Here is a 20,522-nt window from a genome sequence, read left to right on the forward strand (position 1 = left end):
AATCGCCCGTGCACCACGTGCGCGCATTGCCAGCCTATGAGCCCATGAACTGGGCGTTTCGGCCCTTCGGAGCGGCACAATCGTGGGGCGAAAAAAAAGAGTCCTAGTACATTGGGCTGCTGAAATCGGCGCTCCTACACTCGGCGACATCCACCATCGGAATGTTCGCCATGCAGCCGATTCTTCTCGACCAGCTCTTCGAAGCACGTGAACGCATTCGCGGCCTCGTGCGGCAAACGCCGCTGGAGCGTTCGGCGTCGCTCAGCCGGCTGGCTGGCGTACCGGTGTGGTTGAAGCTGGAATCGCAGCAGGCCACCGGCAGCTTCAAGCTACGTGGCGCGAGTTATGCGGTCGCGCAGTTGTCAGAGGCGCAGAAACGCCTCGGCGTGGTCTCCGCCTCCACCGGCAATCATGGCCGTGCGCTTGCGTACGCGGCGGCGCAGCAGGGGGTCACCGCCATCGTCTGCTTGTCGCAATTGGTGCCGCCGAACAAGGTGCAGGCGATCCGCGAGTTGGGCGCCGAGGTGGTCATCATCGGTCACAGCCAGGACGACGCCCAGGTCGAGGCCGAGCGCATCGCCCGTGAACGGGGCGCCGCCTTCATCCCGCCGTTCGACCATCCGCAGGTCATCGCCGGCCAGGGCACGCTCGGCCTGGAAATCCTCGAGCAGTGCCCGGAAGTCGCCGAGGTGCTGGTGCCATTGTCCGGCGGCGGCCTGTTTGCCGGTGTCGCTCTGGGCCTCAAGCGTCAGCGCCCGGAAATCCGCGTTCATGGCATCAGCATGCGGCGTGGCGCGGCGATGTACGCCAGCCTCGAGGCAGGCCACCCGGTCGAGGTGCAGGAATGCCCCAGCCTGGCCGATTCACTGGGCGGCGGCATCGGCCTGAACAATCGCTACACCTTCGCCCTCGTGCGCGAGCTGGCCGACCAGATCCATCTGCTCGACGAGCCGGCCATCGCTGCCGGCATCCGCCATGCCTATCACGAGGAGCGGCTGGTGATCGAAGGCGCCGCCGCCGTTGGCATCGCCGCGCTGCTCGAACGTTCGATCAAGCCGCGCGGGCCGGTGGTCATCGTGATCAGCGGCCGCAACCTGGACACCGGACAGCACTTGCGCGTGCTCAACGGCGCCGACGAATAACCCAACCCAAACCCGACAACCTTGCTACCGGTGCGTCCGGAGTAGCCTCAATGGAGATCAACATGGCCGAGACCGTGCTGCTCAGCGAAACCGATCTCCGCGCTTGCCTGGCCCTCGATCCGGCCAGCCTCGACGCGGTCGAACATGCTTTTCGCCTGCTCGCGACCGAGGCGGTGGCGATGCCGCCGATACTGCGCCTGGACATTCCCGAGCATAACGGCGAGGTCGACGTGAAGACCGCCTACCTGCCCGGCCTGCCGCGCTTTGCCATCAAGGTCAGCCCCGGCTTCTTCGACAACCCGACGCTCGGCCTGCCGAGCCTGAACGGGCTGATGATGCTGTTCTCGGCGCGTACCGGTCTGCTCGACGCCCTGCTGCTGGACAACGGCTTCCTCACCGCGGTGCGCACGGCCGCCGCCGGCGCGGTGGCGGCGAAATGGCTGAGCCGGGCGGATGCCAGCCGCGTGGCCATTCTCGGCGCCGGCGAGCAGGCGCGTCTGCAACTGGCTGCCCTGCGCCTGGTGCGCGATATCCGCGAGGTGCGCATCTGGGCACGCGACCCTGAGAAGGCGGCGGTTTTTGCCAGCGAGATGGAGGGCGTCGAGGCGCGGGTCGCGGACCATGTCGATGCCGCCATGGACGGGGTCGACATTTCCATCACCACCACGCCCAGCCGCACGCCCTTGATCCAGCCGCATCATCTGCAGCCGGGCCTGCACATCACCGCCATGGGTTCGGATGCCGAGCACAAGAACGAAATCGCCGCCGCCACTCTGGCCGCCTGCGATCTCTACGTCGCCGACCGCCTGAGCCAGACCCGGGTACTCGGCGAACTGCACCACGCACTCGCCGCGGGCGTGGTGGATAGCGATTCATCGTCCCTCGCCGAACTCGGCCAGGTGATCGCCGGGCATCACCCCGGCCGCACCTCGGCCGGTCAGGTCACCCTTTGCGACCTGACCGGCACCGGCGCGCAAGACACTGCCATCGCCAGCTTCGCCTTCGACCGGGCGCGCGCAGCGGGCAGGGGTTTCATCTTCAACCCCTGATCTTCAGACGCGAGCCTGTTCGCGCCCGGGCCGCACGCCGGGCTCGCGAGCCAGCTCGCCCCTGCAGAGCAAGCGCGGTCCATCCACGAGGGCAAAAAGATGTCCGAAATCGTCGTCAATCTCCCGTTCAGTCGGGAGGAATATGCGTTGCGTATCAGCCGGGTCCGCCAGGTCATGGCCGCCCGCGGTATCGAGCTGCTGATCGTCACCGACCCGTCGAACATGGCCTGGTTGACCGGTTATGACGGCTGGTCGTTCTACGTCCACCAGTGCGTATTGCTGGCGCTCGAAGGCGATCCGCTGTGGTTTGGCCGTGACCAGGACGCCAATGGCGCACGCCGCACCGTGTTCATGGGCGATGACGATATCGTCGGTTACCCGGATCACTACGTGCAGTCCAGCGTGCGTCATCCGATGGACTATCTGTCGCGCGAGGTGATCGCCGCGCGCGGTTGGGACCGCCTGGCCATCGGTGTGGAGATGGACAACTACTACTTCAGCGCGGCCGCCTTCCGCTCGCTGCAGCAGCACCTGCCGCACACGCAATTCTTCGACGCCACCGCGCTGGTCAATTGGCGGCGGGCGGTGAAATCGCCTCAGGAAATCGAGTACATGCGCGTCGCCGCGCGCATCGTCCAGCGCATGCACGAGACGATCTACGAGCGTATCGAGCCGGGGCTGCGCAAGAACGAGCTGGTCGCCGATATCTACCGCGCCGGCATCCTCGGGGTCGAGGGCCACGGCGGTGACTATCCGGCAATCGTGCCGTTGCTGCCGACCGGCGCCGATGCCAGTGCGCCGCACCTGACCTGGAACGACAACCCGTTCCGACTGGGCGCCGGCACCTTCTTCGAGATTGCCGGCTGCTACAAGCGCTACCACTGTCCGCTGTCGCGCACCATCTACCTGGGCAAACCGCCGGCGCACATTCTCGAGGCCGAGCAGGCGGTGGTCGAGGGCATCTCCGCGGGCCTCGCAGTGGCGCGCCCGGGCAATACCACCGGCGATATCGCCCGCGCCTTCCTCAAGGTGCTCGACAAGTTCGACATCCAGAAGGACAGCCGCTGCGGCTACCCGATCGGCATCAGCTATCCGCCGGACTGGGGCGAGCGGACCATGAGCCTGCGTCCGAGCGATGAAAGCGTGCTGGAGCCGGGCATGACCTTCCACTTCATCCCCGGACTGTGGATGGACGACTGGGGGCTGGAAATCACCGAGAGCATCCTGATCACCGAGACCGGGATGGAAACCTTCTGCGACTTGCCACGCAAGCTATACGTCAAGGACTAGCCATGAGTGAAACGCTGCTGCGCAACCCCATCAGCCCCACCGTCGACTTCGAACGTGACGGTGTGCAGCATGGCTATCTGCGCCTGCCCTACTCGCGCGACGACTCGGCCTGGGGCGCGGTGATGATCCCCATCAGCGTAGTCAAGAACGGCGCGGGCCCCACCGCGTTGTTCACCGGTGGCAACCACGGCGACGAGTACGAAGGCCCGCTGGCGCTGAGCAAGCTGGCCTGCAATCTCGACCCGGCGCGGGTGCAGGGTCGGGTGATCATCATTCCGTTCATGAACGCGCCGGCGGTATGGGCCGGCACACGAACCTCGCCCATCGATCACGGCAACCTCAACCGCAGCTTCCCCGGCCGACCCGACGGCAGCGTGACCGAGAAGATCGCCGATTACTTCCAGCGCAGCCTGCTGCCGCTGGCCGATCTGGTGCTGGATATCCACTCGGGCGGCAAGACCCTCGACTTTCTGCCTTTCGCCGCCTGCCACCTGCTGCCCGACAAGGCCCATCAAGCCCGTTGCGAGGCCGGCATGCGGGCCTTCGCTGCGCCCTACTGCATGCGCATGCTGGAGCAGGATGCGCTGGGCATGTACGACACCGCGGCCGAGGCGCTGGGCAAGGTGTTCGTCACCACCGAGCTCGGCGGCGGCGGCTCCATCAGTGCCCGGACGCTGGCCATCGCCGAGCGTGGCGTGCGCAACCTGCTGATCCATTTCGATCTGCTCGATGGCGAAATCGAGCCGGCCGAGTCGGTGATGCTGGACATGCCGGACGGTGATTGCTACCTGTGCAGTGAGAGCGATGGGCTACTCGAACTGTGCAGGGACCTGGGCGAGACCGTGCGGGCCGGCGAACTGGTGGCGCGGGTGCATGATGCACGGCGCACCGGTGCCGCGCCGGTTGAATACCGTGCACGGCGCGGCGGCCTGATCAGCGCGCGGCACTTTCCGGGACGGGTGCAGAGCGGCGACACGCTGGCGGTAATTGCGCAGGTGCTGCAGTGAGCGCCGCGCCTGTTGGGCGACGAGCGGCTCGTCAGTCCACGGCCGGAGGGCGCAAGAGAGCTGCAGTGTCGTCCGGACGCGATGTTTTTGGGAGGCTGCATGCACAAGCTCGATCGCTATGACTTGAAGATTCTGCGCATCCTGTCCGAGGATGGCCGGATCACCAAGTCGGCGCTGGCCGAGGCCATCAACCTCTCGGTGACGCCGGCCTGGGAGCGTGTGCGCAAGCTCGAGGCCGCCGGGCTGGTGCGCGGCTATCGGGCGCTGATCGACTGGGGCGCGCTGTTCCGGACCCAGCAGGTCCTGGTGGAAATCAGCCTGGCACGGCATACCGCACAGGATATGCGGCGCTTCGAACAGCGCCTGGCCGACGCGCCGGAAGTCGCTTTCTGCTACGCCACCGGCGGTGGTATCGACTACATCGCGATGATCCGCGCACGCGACATCGACCACTACCAGCGCTTCATCGACGCGCTGTTGCTCGAAGACCTGGGTATCGAGCGCTACTACACCTACATCGTCACCAAGAGCGTCAAACGCGACGAGGGCGGCGCCCCCACGGCACCCGACGAAGACGTACAGGCGCCGCATACGGGGACGTTCTGACCGGCGCGACTATCACCACGGCTCGAATGCCACTAGAATGCGCGCCGCCTTGGCCCTGTTGGCCCGGCAAATGGGTTCCCTCACCCCATCACGTTTAAAAAGGACATGCCATGCTGCAGATTCCCTCGTCGGTCCATAGGGCCACACTGGGCGGCCTGATCGCCTTCCACATCCTTATCATCATCGCCAGCAACTACCTGGTGCAGCTGCCGATCACTCTGTTCGGCTGGCACACCACCTGGGGCGCGTTCAGCTTCCCGTTCATCTTCCTGGCCACCGACCTGACCGTGCGCCTGCTCGGCAAGGGCCCGGCACGCCGCGTGATCGCTCGCGTCATGGTCCCGGCGCTAATCGCCTCCTATGTGGTTTCGGTGTTGTTCCATCAGGGCGCGTTCAGCGGGTTCGCGGCGCTGGGTGAGTTCAACCTGTTCGTGTTTCGCATCGCCATCGCCAGCTTCCTCGCCTACGTGTTCGGCCAGATCCTTGACATCCAGGTGTTCGACCGGCTGCGGCGGCTGCGTCAGTGGTGGGTCGCGCCCACCGCCTCCACGATATTCGGCAATCTGCTGGACACCTTCGTGTTCTTCTCCATCGCCTTCTGGCACAGCGACGACGCCTTCATGGCAGCCAATTGGGTGGAGATCGCCAGCGTCGACTACGTGATCAAGCTGGGCATCAGCCTGGCGCTGTTCGTGCCGCTCTACGGCATGCTGCTGAACGCCATCGTGCGCATGCTGCCGGTACAGCAGACCGCGACCGCATAAGCGACAGCCTCGGCCAGAGCGCAAAAAGTGCTTGGCTCCTACGCGTAGGGTGGAAAACGGCGAAGCCTTTTCCACCGCAGCCTCCAGGCTTTTCTCGTTTGCCCACCGCCAAACAGAAAATTCCGCCCGCCAATCGCGCCGCTACGGAAAAAAGCCCAAGCCGCCCTCCCCTAGCATGTCTCCCATGCCACTCGGCCCGGAGGCATCGCCATGTCGCTCAAACACCCGCTGTTGTTCAAATCACTGTGCTACGTCAACGGTCAGTGGATCCACAGCCGTAGCGGCGCCAGTGTCGCCGTGCAAAACCCGGCCAATCTGGCCGAGATCGGCCATGTACCGATGCTCGAACGTGAGCAGATCGTCGCCGCGGTGGACGCCGCCGAGCGAGCCTTTGCGTCCTGGCGTCTACAAAGCCTGGACGAGCGTGCGGCCCTTTTGCAGCGCTGGGCCGCGCTGATCCTGCAACATCAGGACGATCTGGCGGCGATCCTTTGCGAAGAGCAGGGCAAGCCGCTGGCCGAGGCGCGGGGCGAAATCCGTTATGCGGCCAGTTTCATCCCCTGGTTCGCCGAGGAGGCTCGGCGGTTGTATGGCCGGACCATCCCGAGCCATATCGCCAATGCCGACCTGAGCACCCTGAAGGAGCCGGTCGGTGTCTGCGCCCTGCTCACGCCCTGGAACTTCCCCAGCGCGATGATCACCCGCAAGGCCGCCGCGGCACTGGCGGCCGGCTGCACGGTGGTGGTCAAGCCGGCGCACGAAACGCCTTATTCGGCCTTCGCCCTGGCTCAGCTCGCCGAGGAAGCGGGCCTGCCGGCCGGCGTGTTCAACGTGGTGCTCGGCGAGCCGCAGATGGTCATGCAAACCCTGGTACAGGATTCGCGCGTGCGCTCGGTGAGCTTCACCGGTTCGACCCGGGTCGGTCGCTTGATCCTGGAGGCCGCGGCCTCCGGGGTGAAGAAGGTGGCGCTGGAACTGGGGGGCAATGCACCCCTGATCGTCTGCGCCGATGCCGACCTCGAGCACGCCGTGCAGGTGGCGCTGGATGCCAAGTTCCAGACCTCCGGGCAGGACTGTTGCGCCGCCAACCGTATCCTCGTCCAGCGGCCGATCTACGAGGCGTTCCTGACGCGTTTCGCCCGTGCCGTACGTGAATTGCGTGTGGGCCTCGGGCTGGATGAACGCAGCCAGATCGGCCCGCTGATGCACCAGGCGGCGTTCGACGCCACCACCGCGCGGGTTGCCGACGCGCTGGAAAAGGGCGCTCGGCTGCTGGCCGGCGGCGAGCCCCACGCCCTTGGCGGCTGGTTCTGGCAGCCGACGCTGCTGGCCGACGTTACCCCCGATATGCGCATTTACCGCGAAGAAAATTTCGCCCCGATCGCCGGCGTGCTGCCGTTCGATAGCCTCGACGAGGCTGTCGGCATGGCCAACGACACCGAATACGGGCTGGCCGCCTACATCTGCTCGAACCGGCTGGACGTGATCCACCCGCTCATCCGGCGTCTCGATCACGCGATGGTCGCGGTCAATGGCACCAAATTCACCGGCCACCCGATCCCCTTCGGTGGCATGAAAGCCTCCGGTCTCGGCCGAGAAGGCGGCAGCGAGGGCTTCGAGCCCTTCGTCGAGACCAAGTACGTCTGCGTCCATCACCAAGGCCAGCGGTACTGATGGCCTGCTTGATCGGGCGGAGCTGTGGCACTGAGTTGGCGCAATGCTCGGGCCGCTTCCGTGGGAGCCCGACCTCGGGGCGAAGCGCTCGGAGCACCGGATTGGCGACATTCGGCGCGAGGTCGCGCCTCCCACAAGTGGGGGCGGCGTTCACTGCTTTTTCGTGGGAGGCCCTACCCCGGGGCGAAGCTTTTCGGGCACCGAGTTGGCGCCGTTCGCCGCGGGTCTTGCCTCCCACAGAACCTGGCCACTAGCCGGAGAGCCAACAACACGCTGGCGGGCCGAAAACAGCCTGCCAGGCAAGCCGAGCCATTTCCGCCCTTAGGGGCGGGTCAGGATGAGGGAGGCGGAATCCGAGCCCCTTTTTCCATTACCGCAAAGGAGACGCCCATGAGCCATGACTACGATGCCCTCTTCGCCCAGGACCGTGCCCACTTCATGCACCCGTCCACCCATGCCCATGACCATGCCAGCGGGGCGCTCAAGGGGCGCATCGTCACCGGCGCCTCGGGCATCCGTATTCGCGATCACGAAGGCCGCGAGCTGATCGACGCCTTTGCCGGGCTGTACTGCGTGAACATCGGCTACGGCCGCACCGAGGTGGCCGAGGCCATCTACCAGCAGGCCAAGGAACTGGCCTACTACCACACCTATGTCGGCCACTCGACCGAGGCCATCATCGAGCTGTCGCGGCGCATCATCGACTGGGCGCCCGAGGGCATGAAGAAGGTCTATTACGGCCTCTCCGGCTCGGATGCCAACGAAACCCAGATCAAGCTGGTGCGCTACTACAACAATGTGCTCGGCCGCCCGCAGAAGAAAAAGATCATCTCCCGCCAGCGCGGCTACCACGGCTCGGGCATCATGACCGGCAGCCTGACCGGCCTGGCCAGCTTCCATCAGCACTTCGATCTGCCGCACGCGGACATCAAGCATGCCGCCTGCCCGCATTTCTACAAGGCCCCGGCCGGGATGGACGAGGCGGCGTTCGTGCGCCATTGCGCCGACGGCCTGGAGCAGCTGATCCAGCGTGAAGGCCCGGACACCGTGGCCGCCTTCATTGGCGAACCGGTGATGGGCACCGGCGGCATCATCGTCCCGCCCACCGATTACTGGGAGGCGATCCAGGCGGTGCTGACGAAATACGACATCCTGTTGATCGCCGATGAGGTGGTCTGTGCCTTCGGCCGTCTGGGCACGCCCATGGGCAGCCAGCTGTTCGGCATGAAGCCGGATCTGATCACCACCGCCAAAGGACTCACCAGCGCATACGCGCCGCTGTCTGCGGTGATCGTCGGGGAAAAAGTCTGGGACGTGATCGACGAAGCCTCCGCGCGCGACGGCGCCATGGGGCACGGCTGGACCTACTCCGGGCACCCGATCTGTGCCGCGGCGGCGCTGGCGAATCTGGATATCCTGGAAAGGGAGAACATTCCCGGCAATGCCGCCGAAGTGGGGGCCTATCTCAATGCACAGCTGCGCCAGACGTTCGACCATCACCCGCTGGTTGGCGAGGTGCGCGGCATCGGCATGCTGGCAGCGCTCGAGTTCATGGCGGATCGCGAGGCCCGTACGCCGTTCGACCCGGCGCTCAAGGTCGGTCCGCGCGTCTCGGCCGCTTGCCTGGAGCGCGGCATGATCGCCCGCGCCATGCCGCACGGCGACATCCTCGGCTTCGCCCCACCACTGGTTCTGACCCAGGCGGAGGCCGATCAGGTGGTCGAGATCGCCCGAAGCGCGGTAGACGCGGTAGCTGCCGAGGTGCTCTGACGCACCTCGTGGAACCTCAGAAGAAGGTCAGGCCGGCCTGGAACAGGCGCTCCACGTCGCGGATGTGCTTCTTGTCGACGAGGAACAGGATCACGTGGTCGCCCGACGCGATGACCGTGTTGTCATGGGCGATCAGCACTTCCTCGTCGCGGATCACCGCGCCGATGGTGGTGCCTGGCGGCAGGACGATCTTGCCGATGGCGCGGCCGACGACCTTGCTCGAGCGCGGATCACCGTGGGCGATCACTTCGATGGCCTCGGCCGCACCGCGGCGCAGCGAATGCGCGCTGACGATGTCGCCGCGGCGCACGTGGGTCAGCAAGGTGCCGATGGTGGCCAGCTGCGGGCTGATGGCGATGTCGATCTCGCCGCCCTGGACCAGATCGACATAGGCCGGGTTGTTGATGATGCACATCACCTTGCGCGCGCCGAGGCGCTTGGCCAGCAACGACGACATGATGTTGGCTTCGTCGTCGTTGGTCAGCGCGAGGAAGACGTCGGCATCATTGATGTTTTCCTCCACCAGCAGGTCGCGGTCCGAGGCGCTGCCCTGCAGGATGATTGTGCTGTCCAGGGTGTCGGAGAGGTGACGGCAACGGGCCGGGTTCGATTCGATGATCTTCACCTGGTAGCGGCTTTCGATGGCCTCGGCCAGGCGCTCGCCGATATGTCCGCCACCGGCGATGACGATGCGACGATAGCTGTCGTCGAGCCGGCGCATCTCGCTCATCACGGCACGAATATGCCCGCGCGCGGCGATGAAGAAGACCTCGTCGTCAGCCTCGATCACCGTGTCGCCCTGAGGCAGGATCGCCTGATTGCGGCGGAAAATGGCGGCCACCCGCGTGTCGACGTTGGGCATGTGCTTGCGCAGCTGGCGCAGTTCCTGGCCCACCAACGGCCCGCCGTAATAGGCACGCACGGCCACCAGCTGCGCCTTGCCCTCGGCGAAGTCGATCACCTGCAGGGAACCGGGATGCTCGATCAGCCGCTTGATGTAGTTGGTTACCACCTGCTCGGGGCTGATCAGCACGTCGACCGGAATCGCTTCGTTGCTGAACAGGCCGGAGCGCGTCAGGTACACCGACTCGCGTACCCGGGCGATCTTGGTCGGGGTATGGAACAGGGTGTAGGCGACCTGACAGGCGACCATGTTGGTTTCGTCGCTGTTGGTCACCGCCACCAGCATGTCGGCATCGTCCGCGCCGGCCTGGCGCAGCACCGTCGGGAACGAGCCTCGACCGACCACGGTACGGATGTCCAGGCGATCGCCCAGGTCGCGCAGGCGATCGACATCGGTGTCGACCACGGTGATGTCGTTGGCTTCGCTGGCGAGGTTTTCGGCAAGCGTACCGCCGACCTGCCCTGCACCGAGAATGATGATCTTCAAGCGATCACTCCTGAAAGGCAGCTGTGGGCCGCCGCATCCATGATTGGCGGAAGCATTCCGCCTGGCTCATTTACGAATTCTGGCCGTTGGGTTGGGCCGCGATTTTTATCAGTTTGGCGTAATAGAAGCCGTCATGGCCGTTTTCCTGCGGCAGCAACTGACGCCCATGGGATTGTTCGACACCGAAACCGCTCGGCAAATCCAGTTCACGGGCACCAGGCATGCGCGCCAGGAAGGCTTCGATCACCTCGCGGTTCTCGGTCGGCAGTACCGAACAGGTGGCATAGAGCAGCACGCCGCCGACCGCCAGCGTCGGCCAGAGCGCATCGAGCATCTCGCCTTGCAGCGTCGCCAGCGGCGCGATGTCGTCGGCCTGCCGGGCCAGCTTGATGTCCGGGTGGCGACGAATCACCCCCGTCGCCGAACAGGGTGCGTCGAGCAGAATGCGCTGGAACGGCTGGCCGTCCCACCAGACTTCGGTCGCGCGCGCATCGGCCGCGACCAGCTTGGCCTGCAATTGCAGGCGGTCGAGGTTTTCCTGAACGCGCTGCAGCCGCTTGGGCTCCAGGTCCAGCGCGATGACTTGCGCCAGCGCCGGCTCGCGCTCGAGGATATGGCAGGTCTTACCGCCGGGTGCGCAGCAGGCATCCAGCACGCGCTGCCCCGGCGCGAGATCGAGCAGGCCGGCGGCCAGTTGTGCGGCTTCGTCCTGCACGCTGACCCGGCCTTCGGCAAAGCCGGGCAACTGGTTGACGTCGCAGGCCGCAGCCAGACGGATGCCATCCTCGCTGTGCTCGCAGGCAAAGGCGTCGATACCGGCGCTTTGCAGCTCGCCAAGGTAGGCGTCGCGCTGGGTCTGACGATGGTTGACCCGCAGCATCATCGGCGGATGAACGTTGTTCGCCGTGCAGATCGCCTGCCAGTGCTCGGGCCAGTGCGCCTTCAGGGCCTTTTGCAGCCAGCGCGGGTGGGCGAAGCGGATCACCGGATCGCGCTCCAGCTCGGCGAACAACGCCTCACCGTCACGCTGGGCGTTGCGCAGAACGGCGTTGAGCAATCCTTTGGCCCATGGCTTTCGCAACTTTTCCGCGCAGCCGACGGTTTCGCCGATGGCGGCGTGCGGTGGGATGCGCGTATAGAAAAGCTGATAGAGACCGACCAGCAGCAAGGCTTCGACATCGCGATCGGCGGCCTTGAACGGCTTCTGCAGCAGGCGCTCGGCGAGGCCAGCCAGGCGCGGCTGCCAGCGGGCCGCACCGAATGCCAGGTCCTGGGTCAGGCCGCGATCGCGGGCGTCGACCTTGCCCAACACTTCGGGCAGGCTGCCGTTCAGCGAGGCCTTGCCGGACAGCACGGCGCTGAGCGCACGCGCCGCGGCCAGGCGCGGGTTCATCGACATTATTCGAACACCTTGCCAGGCGTGAACTGCTCGCGCCGGCTGTTGTACAGGTCGCCGAAATGCAGCGGCTTGCCGTTCGGCAGTTGCAGACGGATGAGCCGCAACGAGCCCTCGCCGCACGCGACCTGCAGCCCATCCTTGCTGGCCTCGAGGATCTGGCCGGGCGCGCCCCGCCCTGAATCCAGGCAAGCGGCATGAATCTTCACGACGGCGTCGTCCAGCCGGCTATGGCAGATCGGCCAGGGATGAAAGGCCCGCACCAGACGCTCCAGCTCAACGGCCGGGCGGCGCCAGTCGAGGCGCGCCTCGTCCTTGTTCAGCTTGTGCGCATAGGTGGCCTGGCTGTCGTCCTGCACCTCGCCGCTGAGCGTGCCCGCCTCGAGCGCGGCGACGGCCTGGACCAGCGCATCCGAACCCAGCGCGGAAAGGCGGTCATGCAGGCTGCCTCCCGTGTCATCAGCGGTGATTGGCGTGCTGACCTTGAGCAACATCGGCCCGGTATCCAGCCCGGCTTCCATCTGCATCACGGTCACGCCGGATTCGCTGTCGCCGGCCTCGATGGCGCGCTGGATCGGCGCCGCTCCCCGCCAGCGTGGCAGCAGCGACGCGTGGCTGTTGATGCAGCCCAGGCGGGGCAGATCGAGCACGGCTTGCGGCAGGATCAATCCGTAGGCCACCACCACCATCAGGTCGGCGTTCAGCTCCGCCAGCTCGGTCTGCGCCTCGGCGGCACGCAGGGTCTGCGGTTGATAGACCGGAATGTCGTGCTGCACGGCGAGCTGCTTGACCGGGCTGGGCATCAGCTTCTGCCCGCGCCCGGCTGGCCGATCCGGCTGGGTGTAGACCGCCACCACCTGGCGCCCGGCGTCGAGCAGGGCTTGCAGATGCTGAGCGGCGAACTCCGGTGTTCCGGCAAAAACGATGCGCATAGGGGACTCGTCAATCAATAAAAAAGGCTTGCTGCTGCAAGCCTTTGGGGTCGGTGATCAAGCCTGCTGACGGTGAAGCTTTTCCAGCTTCTTCTTGATCCGGTCGCGCTTGAGATTGGAGAGGTAGTCGACGAAAAGTTTGCCGTTGAGGTGATCGCATTCGTGCTGGATGCACACCGCGAGCAGGCCTTCGGCGATCAGCTCGTAGGGCTGGCCGTCGCGATCCAGCGCCTTGACCTTGACCTTCTGCGGGCGGTCGACGTTCTCGTAGAAACCGGGCACCGACAGGCAACCTTCCTGGTACTGCTCCATCTCGTCGGTCAGGAACTCGAACTCGGGGTTGATGAAGACCCGCGGCTCGGACTTGTCCTCGGACAGGTCCATGACCACCACGCGCTTGTGCACATTGACCTGCGTCGCGGCCAGGCCGATGCCGGGGGCGTCGTACATGGTCTCGAACATATCGTCGATCAGTTGACGAATGCCGTCGTCGACCACGTCCACCGGTTTGGCGATGGTGCGCAGGCGTGGATCGGGAAATTCTAGGATGTTCAGGATTGCCATATGCGTTTGTGATGCACTTATGGAATAAAGTCAAAAGCCGCTGCTAAGATGCCGGGCAGCTTGTAAACGGCTTAACGCCGCTTTCCACAAGGGTTTCTGCGGCGCTAGGGCGCTTTACGTGAAGGCACATCATAAAGGGATTCACCACATGAGGAAATCACTACTCGCCCTGCTGCTGGTGGCGGTCGGCGGCCTGGCGCACGCCGCTGTGACGCTCAAGGATGGCCATCCTGAGCAATACACCGTGGTGAAAGGTGACACGCTCTGGGACATTTCGGGGCGCTTTCTCAAGGAACCCTGGAAGTGGCCGGAGCTGTGGCACGCCAACCCCCAGGTGGAAAACCCGCACCTGATCTATCCCGGCGACAGCCTGAGCCTGGTCTATATCGACGGCCAGCCGCGCATCGTGCTCAACCGTGGCGCGTCGCGCGGGACCATCAAACTCTCGCCTACCATTCGCACCACGCCCATGGCCGAGGCGATCAGCACCATCCCGCTGGAAGCCATCAACAGCTTCCTGCTGAGTAACCGCATCGTCGACAACGTGGCCGAATTCGAGGCTGCGCCCTACATCGTCGCCGGCAATGCCGAGCGCGTCATCAGCGGCGCCGGTGATCGCGTCTACGGCCGCGGCAACTTCCAGGACGACATCAAGGTTTACGGTATCTTCCGGCAGGGCAAGACCTATGTGGATCCCGAGACCCAGGAGTTCCTGGGCATTAATGCCGATGATGTGGGCACTGCCGAACTGCTGGACATGGAAGGCGACATCGCCACCATGATGCTTACCCGGGTCACCCAGGAAGCACGCCTTGGCGACCGCATGTTCCCCAGCGAAGAGCGGGCGGTGAACTCCACCTTCATGCCGAGCGAGCCGAAAGGCGAAGTCAACGGCGTGATCCTCGACGTACCGCGTGGCGTCACCCAGATCGGCCAGTTCGATGTGGTAACCCTGAACAAAGGCGCGCGTGACGGGCTGAGCGTTGGCAACGTGCTAGCGGTGTACAAGACCGGCGAAACCGTACGCGATCGCGTGACGGGCGAGCGGGTCAAGATCCCCGACGAGCGCTCGGGCCTGCTGATGGTCTTCCGTACGTACGACAAGCTCAGCTATGGCCTGGTCTTGCAGGCTACGCGCTCGCTGTCGGTGATGGATAAGGTGCGTAATCCCTGAGTTTCCCGAGCCCCGCCGACGCGGGGCTTTTTACTGCTGATACCACCGCATGGATGCGGTGCGACGAGACAAGGATGCTCTCCTATGCCCGCGATTTCCCCTGCCGAACTGGAAGCCCGCCTGCGCCTGCATCTGCTGCCGGAGCTCGGCCCGCGGCGTCTGCATAAGCTGCTCAGCGCCTTCCCCGATGCCTCCTCCGCGCTCAGTGCGCCGGCGGCCGCCTGGCGTGCGCTGGGGCTGCCGGTCAGTTGTGCCGAACCCCGACGCAGCCCGGCGATACGCGAACGCGCCGCCGCCGCGCTGAGTTGGTTGGAACAGCCCGGTCATCACGTGCTGATGTGGGACGCCCCCGATTACCCCGCGCTGCTGGCGGACCTACCGGATGCGCCGCCGCTGCTGTTCGTCGAAGGCGATCCGAGCCTGCTGGAGCGGCCACAGCTGGCCATGGTCGGCAGTCGTCGAGCCTCGCGCCCGGGCCTGGACAATGCCACCGCCTTTGCGCGGAGCCTTGCGGGCGGTGGTTTCGTGATTACCAGTGGCCTGGCCCTCGGCATCGATGGCGCGGCCCACCAGGGCGCACTGGATGTGGCCGGCCAAACGATCGCCGTGCTGGGTACCGGCCTGCAGCATCTCTACCCGCGCCGGCACATTGGCCTGGCCGGGCGCATCGTCGACGGTGGCGGCGCGCTGGTCTCGGAATTGCCGCTGGACTGTGCACCGCACGCCTCCAACTTTCCTCGCCGCAACCGCATCATCAGCGGGCTCTCGCTCGGCGTGCTGGTGGTCGAGGCCAGTCCCTTGAGTGGTTCGCTGATCACCGCCCGGCTGGCCGCCGAGCAAGGTCGGGAGGTCTATGCCATCCCCGGTTCGATCCATCACCCCGGCGCACGCGGCTGCCACCAATTGATCCGTCAGGGCGCGGCGCTGGTCGAGAGCGTCGACGACATCCTCCAGGCTCTCCGGGGTTGGCAGCAGACGACCGCGAATGGCCAGCCGCAGTCGCAGCCGGAGCGACCGGCACATGCACTGCTCGATCAACTGATTGCCGGGTCGATGACCAGCGAGACCCTCGCCGGAGCGGTGGAACAACCGCTGGCCCAGGTACTGGCGGAACTGACCGAGCTGGAAATCGAGGGGCTGGTCGCCTGTGAAAACGGAGTCTGGGTCGCGCGGGTCCGCTGAGCGTGGCTGTGCAGCCGCATGTGCTTGGGTACACTGCGCCGATCAGTCTCAGCGGGGGTGCGAATGATCGGTAACTGGCGTGTGCAGCAGGCGGCGCGGGTGGTCAGGAATGGTGGCGTCATCGCCTATCCGACCGAAGCGGTCTGGGGACTGGGTTGCGACCCATGGGACAGCGACGCGGTGCACCGCTTGCTGGCGTTGAAGGAGCGGCCTGTGGAGAAGGGCCTGATTCTCGTGGCCGATTGCATCGAGCAATTCGATTTTCTGCTGGAAGACCTGCCCGAACGTTGGCTGGACCGACTGGCGGGCAGCTGGCCGGGGCCCAATACCTGGCTGGTGCCGCATCGTCAGCGGTTGCCTGGCTGGATCACCGGCAAGCACGACAGCGTGGCGCTGCGTGTCAGCGATCATCCGTTGGTCGCCCGACTATGTGCACTGACCGGGCCGCTGGTTTCCACCTCGGCGAACCCCGCCGGCCGCCCTTCGGCGCGTTCACGTTTGCGTGTCGAGCAGTATTTCCCCAGGCAGCTCGACGCCGTGCTCGGCGGGCGCCTGGGTGGTCGGCGCAATCCCAGCACTATCCGCGACCTGCGAAGCGGCGAAGTGATAAGGGCGAGCTAGTCGGCAGCCGGAGGCGGGAAGCCAGAAGGAGACACTGGCGCGCACCAGGTAACTGCTCCTTTAGCTTCCAGCGTCCCACTGCGGCTACGGCAGCAGGATCGTCGACCCGGTGGTCTGGCCCGCAGCCAGCGCCCGCTGCGCCTCGGCGGCCTCCGCCAGCGGATAGCGCTGGCCGATCTCGACCTTGATCTTGCCGCTGGCGATCTTCTCGAACAGTTCGGCGGCCATCGCCTGCAGGCGCTCGGCGGTATCAGCATAGCCGGCGAGGGTCGGCCGGGTGACATACAACGAACCCTTCTGCGCGAGCACCCCGAGGTTCACCCCGGTGACCGCCCCTGAGGCATTGCCGAAACTGACCAACAGGCCGCGCGGCGCGACGCAGTCCAGCGATATTTCCCAGCTGCTCTTGCCCACCGAGTCATAGACCACCGGGCATTTCTTGCCATCGGTGAGCTCCAGCACACGCTGCACCACGTCTTCACGGGTGCGGTCGATGGTCTCCCAGGCGCCCAGCGCTTTGGCCCGCTCGGCTTTTTCCGGCGAGCCGACGACCCCGATGAGTTTCGCGCCGATGGCCTTGGCCCATTGGCAGGCGATCGAGCCGACGCCGCCGGCCGCGGCATGGAACAGCACGGTTTCGCCGGCCTGCAAGGCGTGGGTCTGACGAAGCAGATACTGCGTGGTCAGGCCCTTGAGCATCACAGCGGCGGCCTGCTCGTAGCTGATGGCGTCCGGCAGCTTCACCAGATGCCGCGCCGGCAGGGTGTGGTGTTCGCCATAGGCGCCCAGTGGGCCAGTGCCATAGGCGACGCGATCGCCAACCTGCAAACCCACTACGCCCTCGCCAACCGCCTCGACTTCACCCGCGCCTTCGGTACCCAGGCCGGACGGCAGGCTCGGCGGAACATAGAGCCCGCCGCGGAAATAGGTATCGATGAAGTTCAGGCCGATGGCGTGGTTACGTACCCGGACCTCACCGGCCCCCGGCGCCGTGACAGGCACATCCACCTGCTCGAGAACCTCGGGACCACCGTGCTGGCTGAACTGGATGCGCTGCGACATATCGACTCCTGGGCAAATGCAAAGGAGCCTATCCAACGCTTCCAGCGCGCATCCGTCAATCGGCTGGGTGATATGCTTGCCGGCCCTTCCGCTGAAGCACTGCCGGGTTGGTCGCCGCCGCCGGGTCTGTGCCGCTATTTGCCAAGGTGATTTCGTGAACGAGCGTACCGAAGCCGTCAAAGCCTACCTGCTCGACCTGCAGGACCGTATCTGCGCCGCTCTTGAAGCCGAAGACGGCGGCGCCCGCTTCGTCGAGGACGCCTGGACCCGACCAGCCGGCGGCGGTGGCCGGACCCGGGTGATCGAGAATGGCGCGCTGATCGAAAAGGGCGGTGTGAACTTCTCGCATGTCCATGGCAGCGGTCTGCCCCCTTCGGCCAGCGCGCACCGTCCGGAGCTGGCCGGCCGCGGCTTCGAGGCACTCGGCGTGTCGTTGGTGATCCACCCGGAAAACCCCTACGTGCCAACCTCCCATGCCAATGTGCGGTTCTTCATCGCCGAAAAGGAGGGCGAGGAGCCGGTGTGGTGGTTCGGCGGCGGTTTCGACCTGACGCCCTATTACGGCAACGAGGAAGACTGCATCCACTGGCACCGCGTGGCCCGCGACGCCTGTGCACCCTTCGGCGCAGACGTCTACCCGCGCTACAAGGAATGGTGTGATCGCTACTTCCACATCAAGCACCGTAACGAACCACGCGGCGTCGGCGGCCTGTTCTTCGATGACCTCAACGAGTGGGACTTCGATACCAGCTTCGCCTTCATGCGCGCCGTCGGGGATGCCTATATCGAGGCCTACCTGCCCATCGTGCAGAAGCGCAAAGCCACCCCGTTCGGCGAGCGCGAGCGGGAGTTCCAGGAGCTGCGACGCGGCCGTTACGTGGAATACAACCTGGTCTACGACCGCGGAACCCTGTTCGGGCTGCAGTCCGGCGGACGCACCGAATCGATCCTGATGTCGCTGCCGCCGCTGGTGCGTTGGGGCTACGACAAGCATCCCGAGCCCGGCAGCCCGGAAGCGCGGCTGACCGAATACTTTTTGCAGGACCGCGATTGGCTGGCCCAGAAGTCATAATCCGGCAGCCATAACCGCGCGCCCAACGCCCCTGCTTCAGACGAGAACATCCATGGATCGCTACGCCGTATTCGGCAACCCCATCGCCCACAGCAAGTCTCCGCAGATTCACCGCCTGTTCGCCGAACAGACCGGCCAGTCGCTCAGCTATGAGCCGCTGTTGGCGCCACTCGACGATTTCGCCGGGTTTGCCCGTGGGTTTTTCGAGACCGGACTGGGCGCCAATGTCACCGTGCCGTTCAAGGAGCACGCTTGTCGCCTGGCCGATAAGCTGAGCGAACGCGCGCGCCGTGCCGGTGCGGTCAACACCCTGAAGAAGCGCGAAGACGGCACGCTGCTGGGCGACAACACCGACGGCGTGGGCCTGGTGCGCGATCTGCTGGATAACGCCGGCGTGGTGCTGCAAGGCAAGCGTATCCTGCTGCTGGGCGCCGGCGGTGCGGTGCGCGGTGTGCTCGAGCCGTTGCTGGCGCAGCGGCCAGCTGCGCTGGTCATTGCCAACCGCACGCTGGGCAAGGCTGAACAGTTGGCCGGTGAATTCGCCGAGCTGGGCCCCGTGAGCGCGAGCGCCTTCGAGCAGCTGCAAGGCCCGTTCGATGTGATCATCAACGGCACCTCGGCCAGCCTCGGCGGCGAGCTACCGCCGCTTGCCGACAACCTGATCCGCTCGGGTGCAAGCTTCTGCTACGACATGATGTACGGCGCAAAGCCGACGCCCTTCTGCCAGTGGGCCTCCGACCTTGGTGCGCAGACCCGAGATGGCCTCGGGATGCTGGTCGAGCAGGCCGCGGCGGCCTTCGAGTTGTGGCGTGGCGTGCGGCCGGCCTCGGCTCCGGTGCTGGCGCAGCTGCGTCAGCAACTGGCCGGCTGAGGGGCACTCAGACGCGGAAGTGGATCTGTTGGTGCAGATGCTGCGGCGTTTCCAACTCGTCGATCATGCCGGCGGCGACGCGGCGAAGCTGCACACGGCGGTCCTCGCCCGGCAAGCCTTCGAGATTGGCAAAGTCCTCGATCGACAGGTCTTCGCCGCCGGTTTCGGCATCCACCAGGGTCCACTTCAACGGATGCGCGGCGACCCGTTGCAGCGCAGCAGCAACCGTTGGCTCCTCGCCATGGGCGCTGAAGTCAGCCACCAGCAGCAGGCGTTCGACGTCGACCTTCGGCAAGCCTGACAACAGGGCGTCGACCGCCTGGTAGAAATCATGTGGCTGTGCGGCCTCGGCGTCACCCGAGGCGGTAGGCACCGAACGGCTGTCGAACAGGCAGATCACCGCGTCCATGCCGGCGACGCTCTGCGACACGCTGATGGCGTCGAACAGGTCGCCCGTCTTGGCACGCAGCCCCGGGCGAACGGTCATCGAGTTGAGGTCGTCGACCAGGGCCACCGCCTCGTGCTGGCGGCTCAGCAGCTCGCAGAGCAAGGCGTTGCCCAGGCTGGAGTGCGCCCCGTACAGGGCGAACTTGAGGCGCGGCGTCTCGGCGTTGAGCATGGCGTCAGCGACGGGTGACCAGATAGCCAATCAGCGCCACGGCGCCGGCCGCCAGCGCCACGGTGCTCAGCGGATGCTCGCGTACGCATTCCTTGGCCATACGGCTGGCGTCGCGACCCCGCTTGGACAGGTCACGGCAGTGTGAATCCCAGTCAGCGTCTTGCCACAGCGATTCGGCGCGCGAGCGCAGCGAATCGAGGCGGTGCCGCGATCCTTGGGTCGCGTCGTGCTTGAGGTCGTCGAGCGCCGTCATCAGGTTGTGGATTTCGCGTTCGATCTCGTCGCGTGTGGTGGGTTTGCGGCTGAAGAAGCGGGACATGGCTGGTTCTCCCCTCTG

20 protein-coding genes are annotated in these 20,522 nt (G+C 65.7%); 13 read left to right on the forward strand and 7 right to left on the reverse strand.

The window, feature by feature from the left end; translation table 11 throughout:
- Nucleotides 1–170: 170 nt before the first annotated feature.
- From eutB to KCX70_RS00140, 8 genes are all read left to right on the forward strand, one after another.
- Nucleotides 171–1,142: a hydroxyectoine utilization dehydratase EutB gene (gene eutB, locus KCX70_RS00105; RefSeq protein ID WP_212618905.1), complete on the forward strand. Its 972-nt coding sequence runs from the start codon at nt 171–173 to the stop codon at nt 1,140–1,142.
- 62 nt (nt 1,143–1,204) lie between these two features.
- Nucleotides 1,205–2,191, forward strand: coding sequence for a cyclodeaminase (locus KCX70_RS00110; protein ID WP_212620255.1), 987 nt, complete (start codon nt 1,205–1,207; stop codon nt 2,189–2,191).
- A gap of 99 nt (nt 2,192–2,290) precedes the next feature.
- Complete coding sequence (doeA, locus tag KCX70_RS00115) at nt 2,291–3,481, forward strand: ectoine hydrolase DoeA (RefSeq protein WP_212618906.1); 1,191 nt, start codon at nt 2,291–2,293, stop codon at nt 3,479–3,481.
- Between the two features lie 2 nt (nt 3,482–3,483).
- The gene (gene doeB, locus KCX70_RS00120) at nt 3,484–4,488 is read left to right on the forward strand and encodes a N(2)-acetyl-L-2,4-diaminobutanoate deacetylase DoeB (protein WP_212618907.1); all 1,005 of its coding nucleotides are present in this window, start codon (nt 3,484–3,486) and stop codon (nt 4,486–4,488) included.
- Nucleotides 4,489–4,587: 99 nt separating this feature from the next.
- A complete protein-coding gene (locus KCX70_RS00125) occupies nt 4,588–5,094 on the forward strand; it encodes an Lrp/AsnC family transcriptional regulator (RefSeq protein ID WP_212618908.1) in 507 nt (168 codons plus the stop codon).
- 110 nt (nt 5,095–5,204) lie between these two features.
- A complete protein-coding gene (locus KCX70_RS00130) occupies nt 5,205–5,858 on the forward strand; it encodes a 7-cyano-7-deazaguanine/7-aminomethyl-7-deazaguanine transporter (protein WP_102847673.1) in 654 nt (217 codons plus the stop codon).
- Between the two features lie 210 nt (nt 5,859–6,068).
- A complete protein-coding gene (locus tag KCX70_RS00135; protein ID WP_212618909.1) occupies nt 6,069–7,532 on the forward strand; it encodes an NAD-dependent succinate-semialdehyde dehydrogenase in 1,464 nt (487 codons plus the stop codon).
- 390 nt (nt 7,533–7,922) lie between these two features.
- Complete coding sequence (locus tag KCX70_RS00140) at nt 7,923–9,302, forward strand: aspartate aminotransferase family protein (protein ID WP_212618910.1); 1,380 nt, start codon at nt 7,923–7,925, stop codon at nt 9,300–9,302.
- 16 nt (nt 9,303–9,318) lie between these two features.
- Here the strand turns inward: KCX70_RS00140 and trkA are convergent, their stop codons facing one another.
- The 4 genes from trkA to def form a co-directional block, all read right to left on the reverse strand.
- On the reverse strand, nt 9,319–10,692 hold the full coding sequence (trkA, locus tag KCX70_RS00145; RefSeq protein ID WP_102851928.1) for a Trk system potassium transporter TrkA: 1,374 nt from the start codon (nt 10,690–10,692) through the stop codon (nt 9,319–9,321).
- Between the two features lie 70 nt (nt 10,693–10,762).
- On the reverse strand, nt 10,763–12,085 hold the full coding sequence (gene rsmB / locus KCX70_RS00150; RefSeq protein ID WP_212620256.1) for a 16S rRNA (cytosine(967)-C(5))-methyltransferase RsmB: 1,323 nt from the start codon (nt 12,083–12,085) through the stop codon (nt 10,763–10,765).
- Between the two features lie 5 nt (nt 12,086–12,090).
- A complete protein-coding gene (gene fmt, locus KCX70_RS00155) occupies nt 12,091–13,020 on the reverse strand; it encodes a methionyl-tRNA formyltransferase (protein ID WP_212618911.1) in 930 nt (309 codons plus the stop codon).
- A gap of 57 nt (nt 13,021–13,077) precedes the next feature.
- Complete coding sequence (def, locus tag KCX70_RS00160) at nt 13,078–13,584, reverse strand: peptide deformylase (RefSeq protein ID WP_021206254.1); 507 nt, start codon at nt 13,582–13,584, stop codon at nt 13,078–13,080.
- 148 nt (nt 13,585–13,732) lie between these two features.
- Between def and KCX70_RS00165 the strand changes: the two genes are divergently transcribed.
- The 3 genes from KCX70_RS00165 (at nt 13,733) to KCX70_RS00175 (ending at nt 16,561) form a co-directional block, all read left to right on the forward strand.
- Nucleotides 13,733–14,758, forward strand: coding sequence for a LysM peptidoglycan-binding domain-containing protein (locus tag KCX70_RS00165; protein ID WP_102847671.1), 1,026 nt, complete (start codon nt 13,733–13,735; stop codon nt 14,756–14,758).
- Between the two features lie 84 nt (nt 14,759–14,842).
- Entirely contained in the window at nt 14,843–15,940 is a 1,098-nt protein-coding gene (gene dprA / locus KCX70_RS00170; protein WP_212618912.1) for a DNA-processing protein DprA, read from the forward strand.
- Between the two features lie 63 nt (nt 15,941–16,003).
- On the forward strand, nt 16,004–16,561 hold the full coding sequence (locus tag KCX70_RS00175; protein WP_212618913.1) for an L-threonylcarbamoyladenylate synthase: 558 nt from the start codon (nt 16,004–16,006) through the stop codon (nt 16,559–16,561).
- A gap of 84 nt (nt 16,562–16,645) precedes the next feature.
- On the opposite strand, the gene KCX70_RS00180 is transcribed toward KCX70_RS00175, so the two are convergent.
- Nucleotides 16,646–17,623, reverse strand: coding sequence for an NADPH:quinone reductase (locus tag KCX70_RS00180; RefSeq protein WP_212618914.1), 978 nt, complete (start codon nt 17,621–17,623; stop codon nt 16,646–16,648).
- Nucleotides 17,624–17,777: 154 nt separating this feature from the next.
- Here KCX70_RS00180 and hemF point away from each other — a divergent pair, with 154 nt between their 5' ends.
- Together hemF and aroE are read left to right on the forward strand one after the other, a co-directional pair.
- Nucleotides 17,778–18,695, forward strand: a complete 918-nt coding sequence (gene hemF / locus KCX70_RS00185; RefSeq protein WP_021206259.1) for an oxygen-dependent coproporphyrinogen oxidase — start codon at nt 17,778–17,780, stop codon at nt 18,693–18,695.
- A gap of 52 nt (nt 18,696–18,747) precedes the next feature.
- On the forward strand, nt 18,748–19,566 hold the full coding sequence (gene aroE, locus KCX70_RS00190; protein ID WP_212618915.1) for a shikimate dehydrogenase: 819 nt from the start codon (nt 18,748–18,750) through the stop codon (nt 19,564–19,566).
- 7 nt (nt 19,567–19,573) lie between these two features.
- Here aroE and KCX70_RS00195 read toward each other — a convergent pair whose 3' ends face one another.
- A complete protein-coding gene (locus tag KCX70_RS00195) occupies nt 19,574–20,185 on the reverse strand; it encodes an NAD(P)-dependent oxidoreductase (RefSeq protein ID WP_212620257.1) in 612 nt (203 codons plus the stop codon).
- A 4-nt stretch (nt 20,186–20,189) separates the two neighbouring features.
- Nucleotides 20,190–20,504 (reverse strand): glycine zipper domain-containing protein, encoded by a 315-nt coding sequence (locus tag KCX70_RS00200; RefSeq protein ID WP_021206262.1) that lies wholly within the window; start codon nt 20,502–20,504, stop codon nt 20,190–20,192.
- Nucleotides 20,505–20,522: the final 18 nt, after the last annotated feature.

This window comes from Stutzerimonas stutzeri, assembly GCF_018138085.1.
GTDB lineage: Bacteria > Pseudomonadota > Gammaproteobacteria > Pseudomonadales > Pseudomonadaceae > Stutzerimonas > Stutzerimonas stutzeri_AI.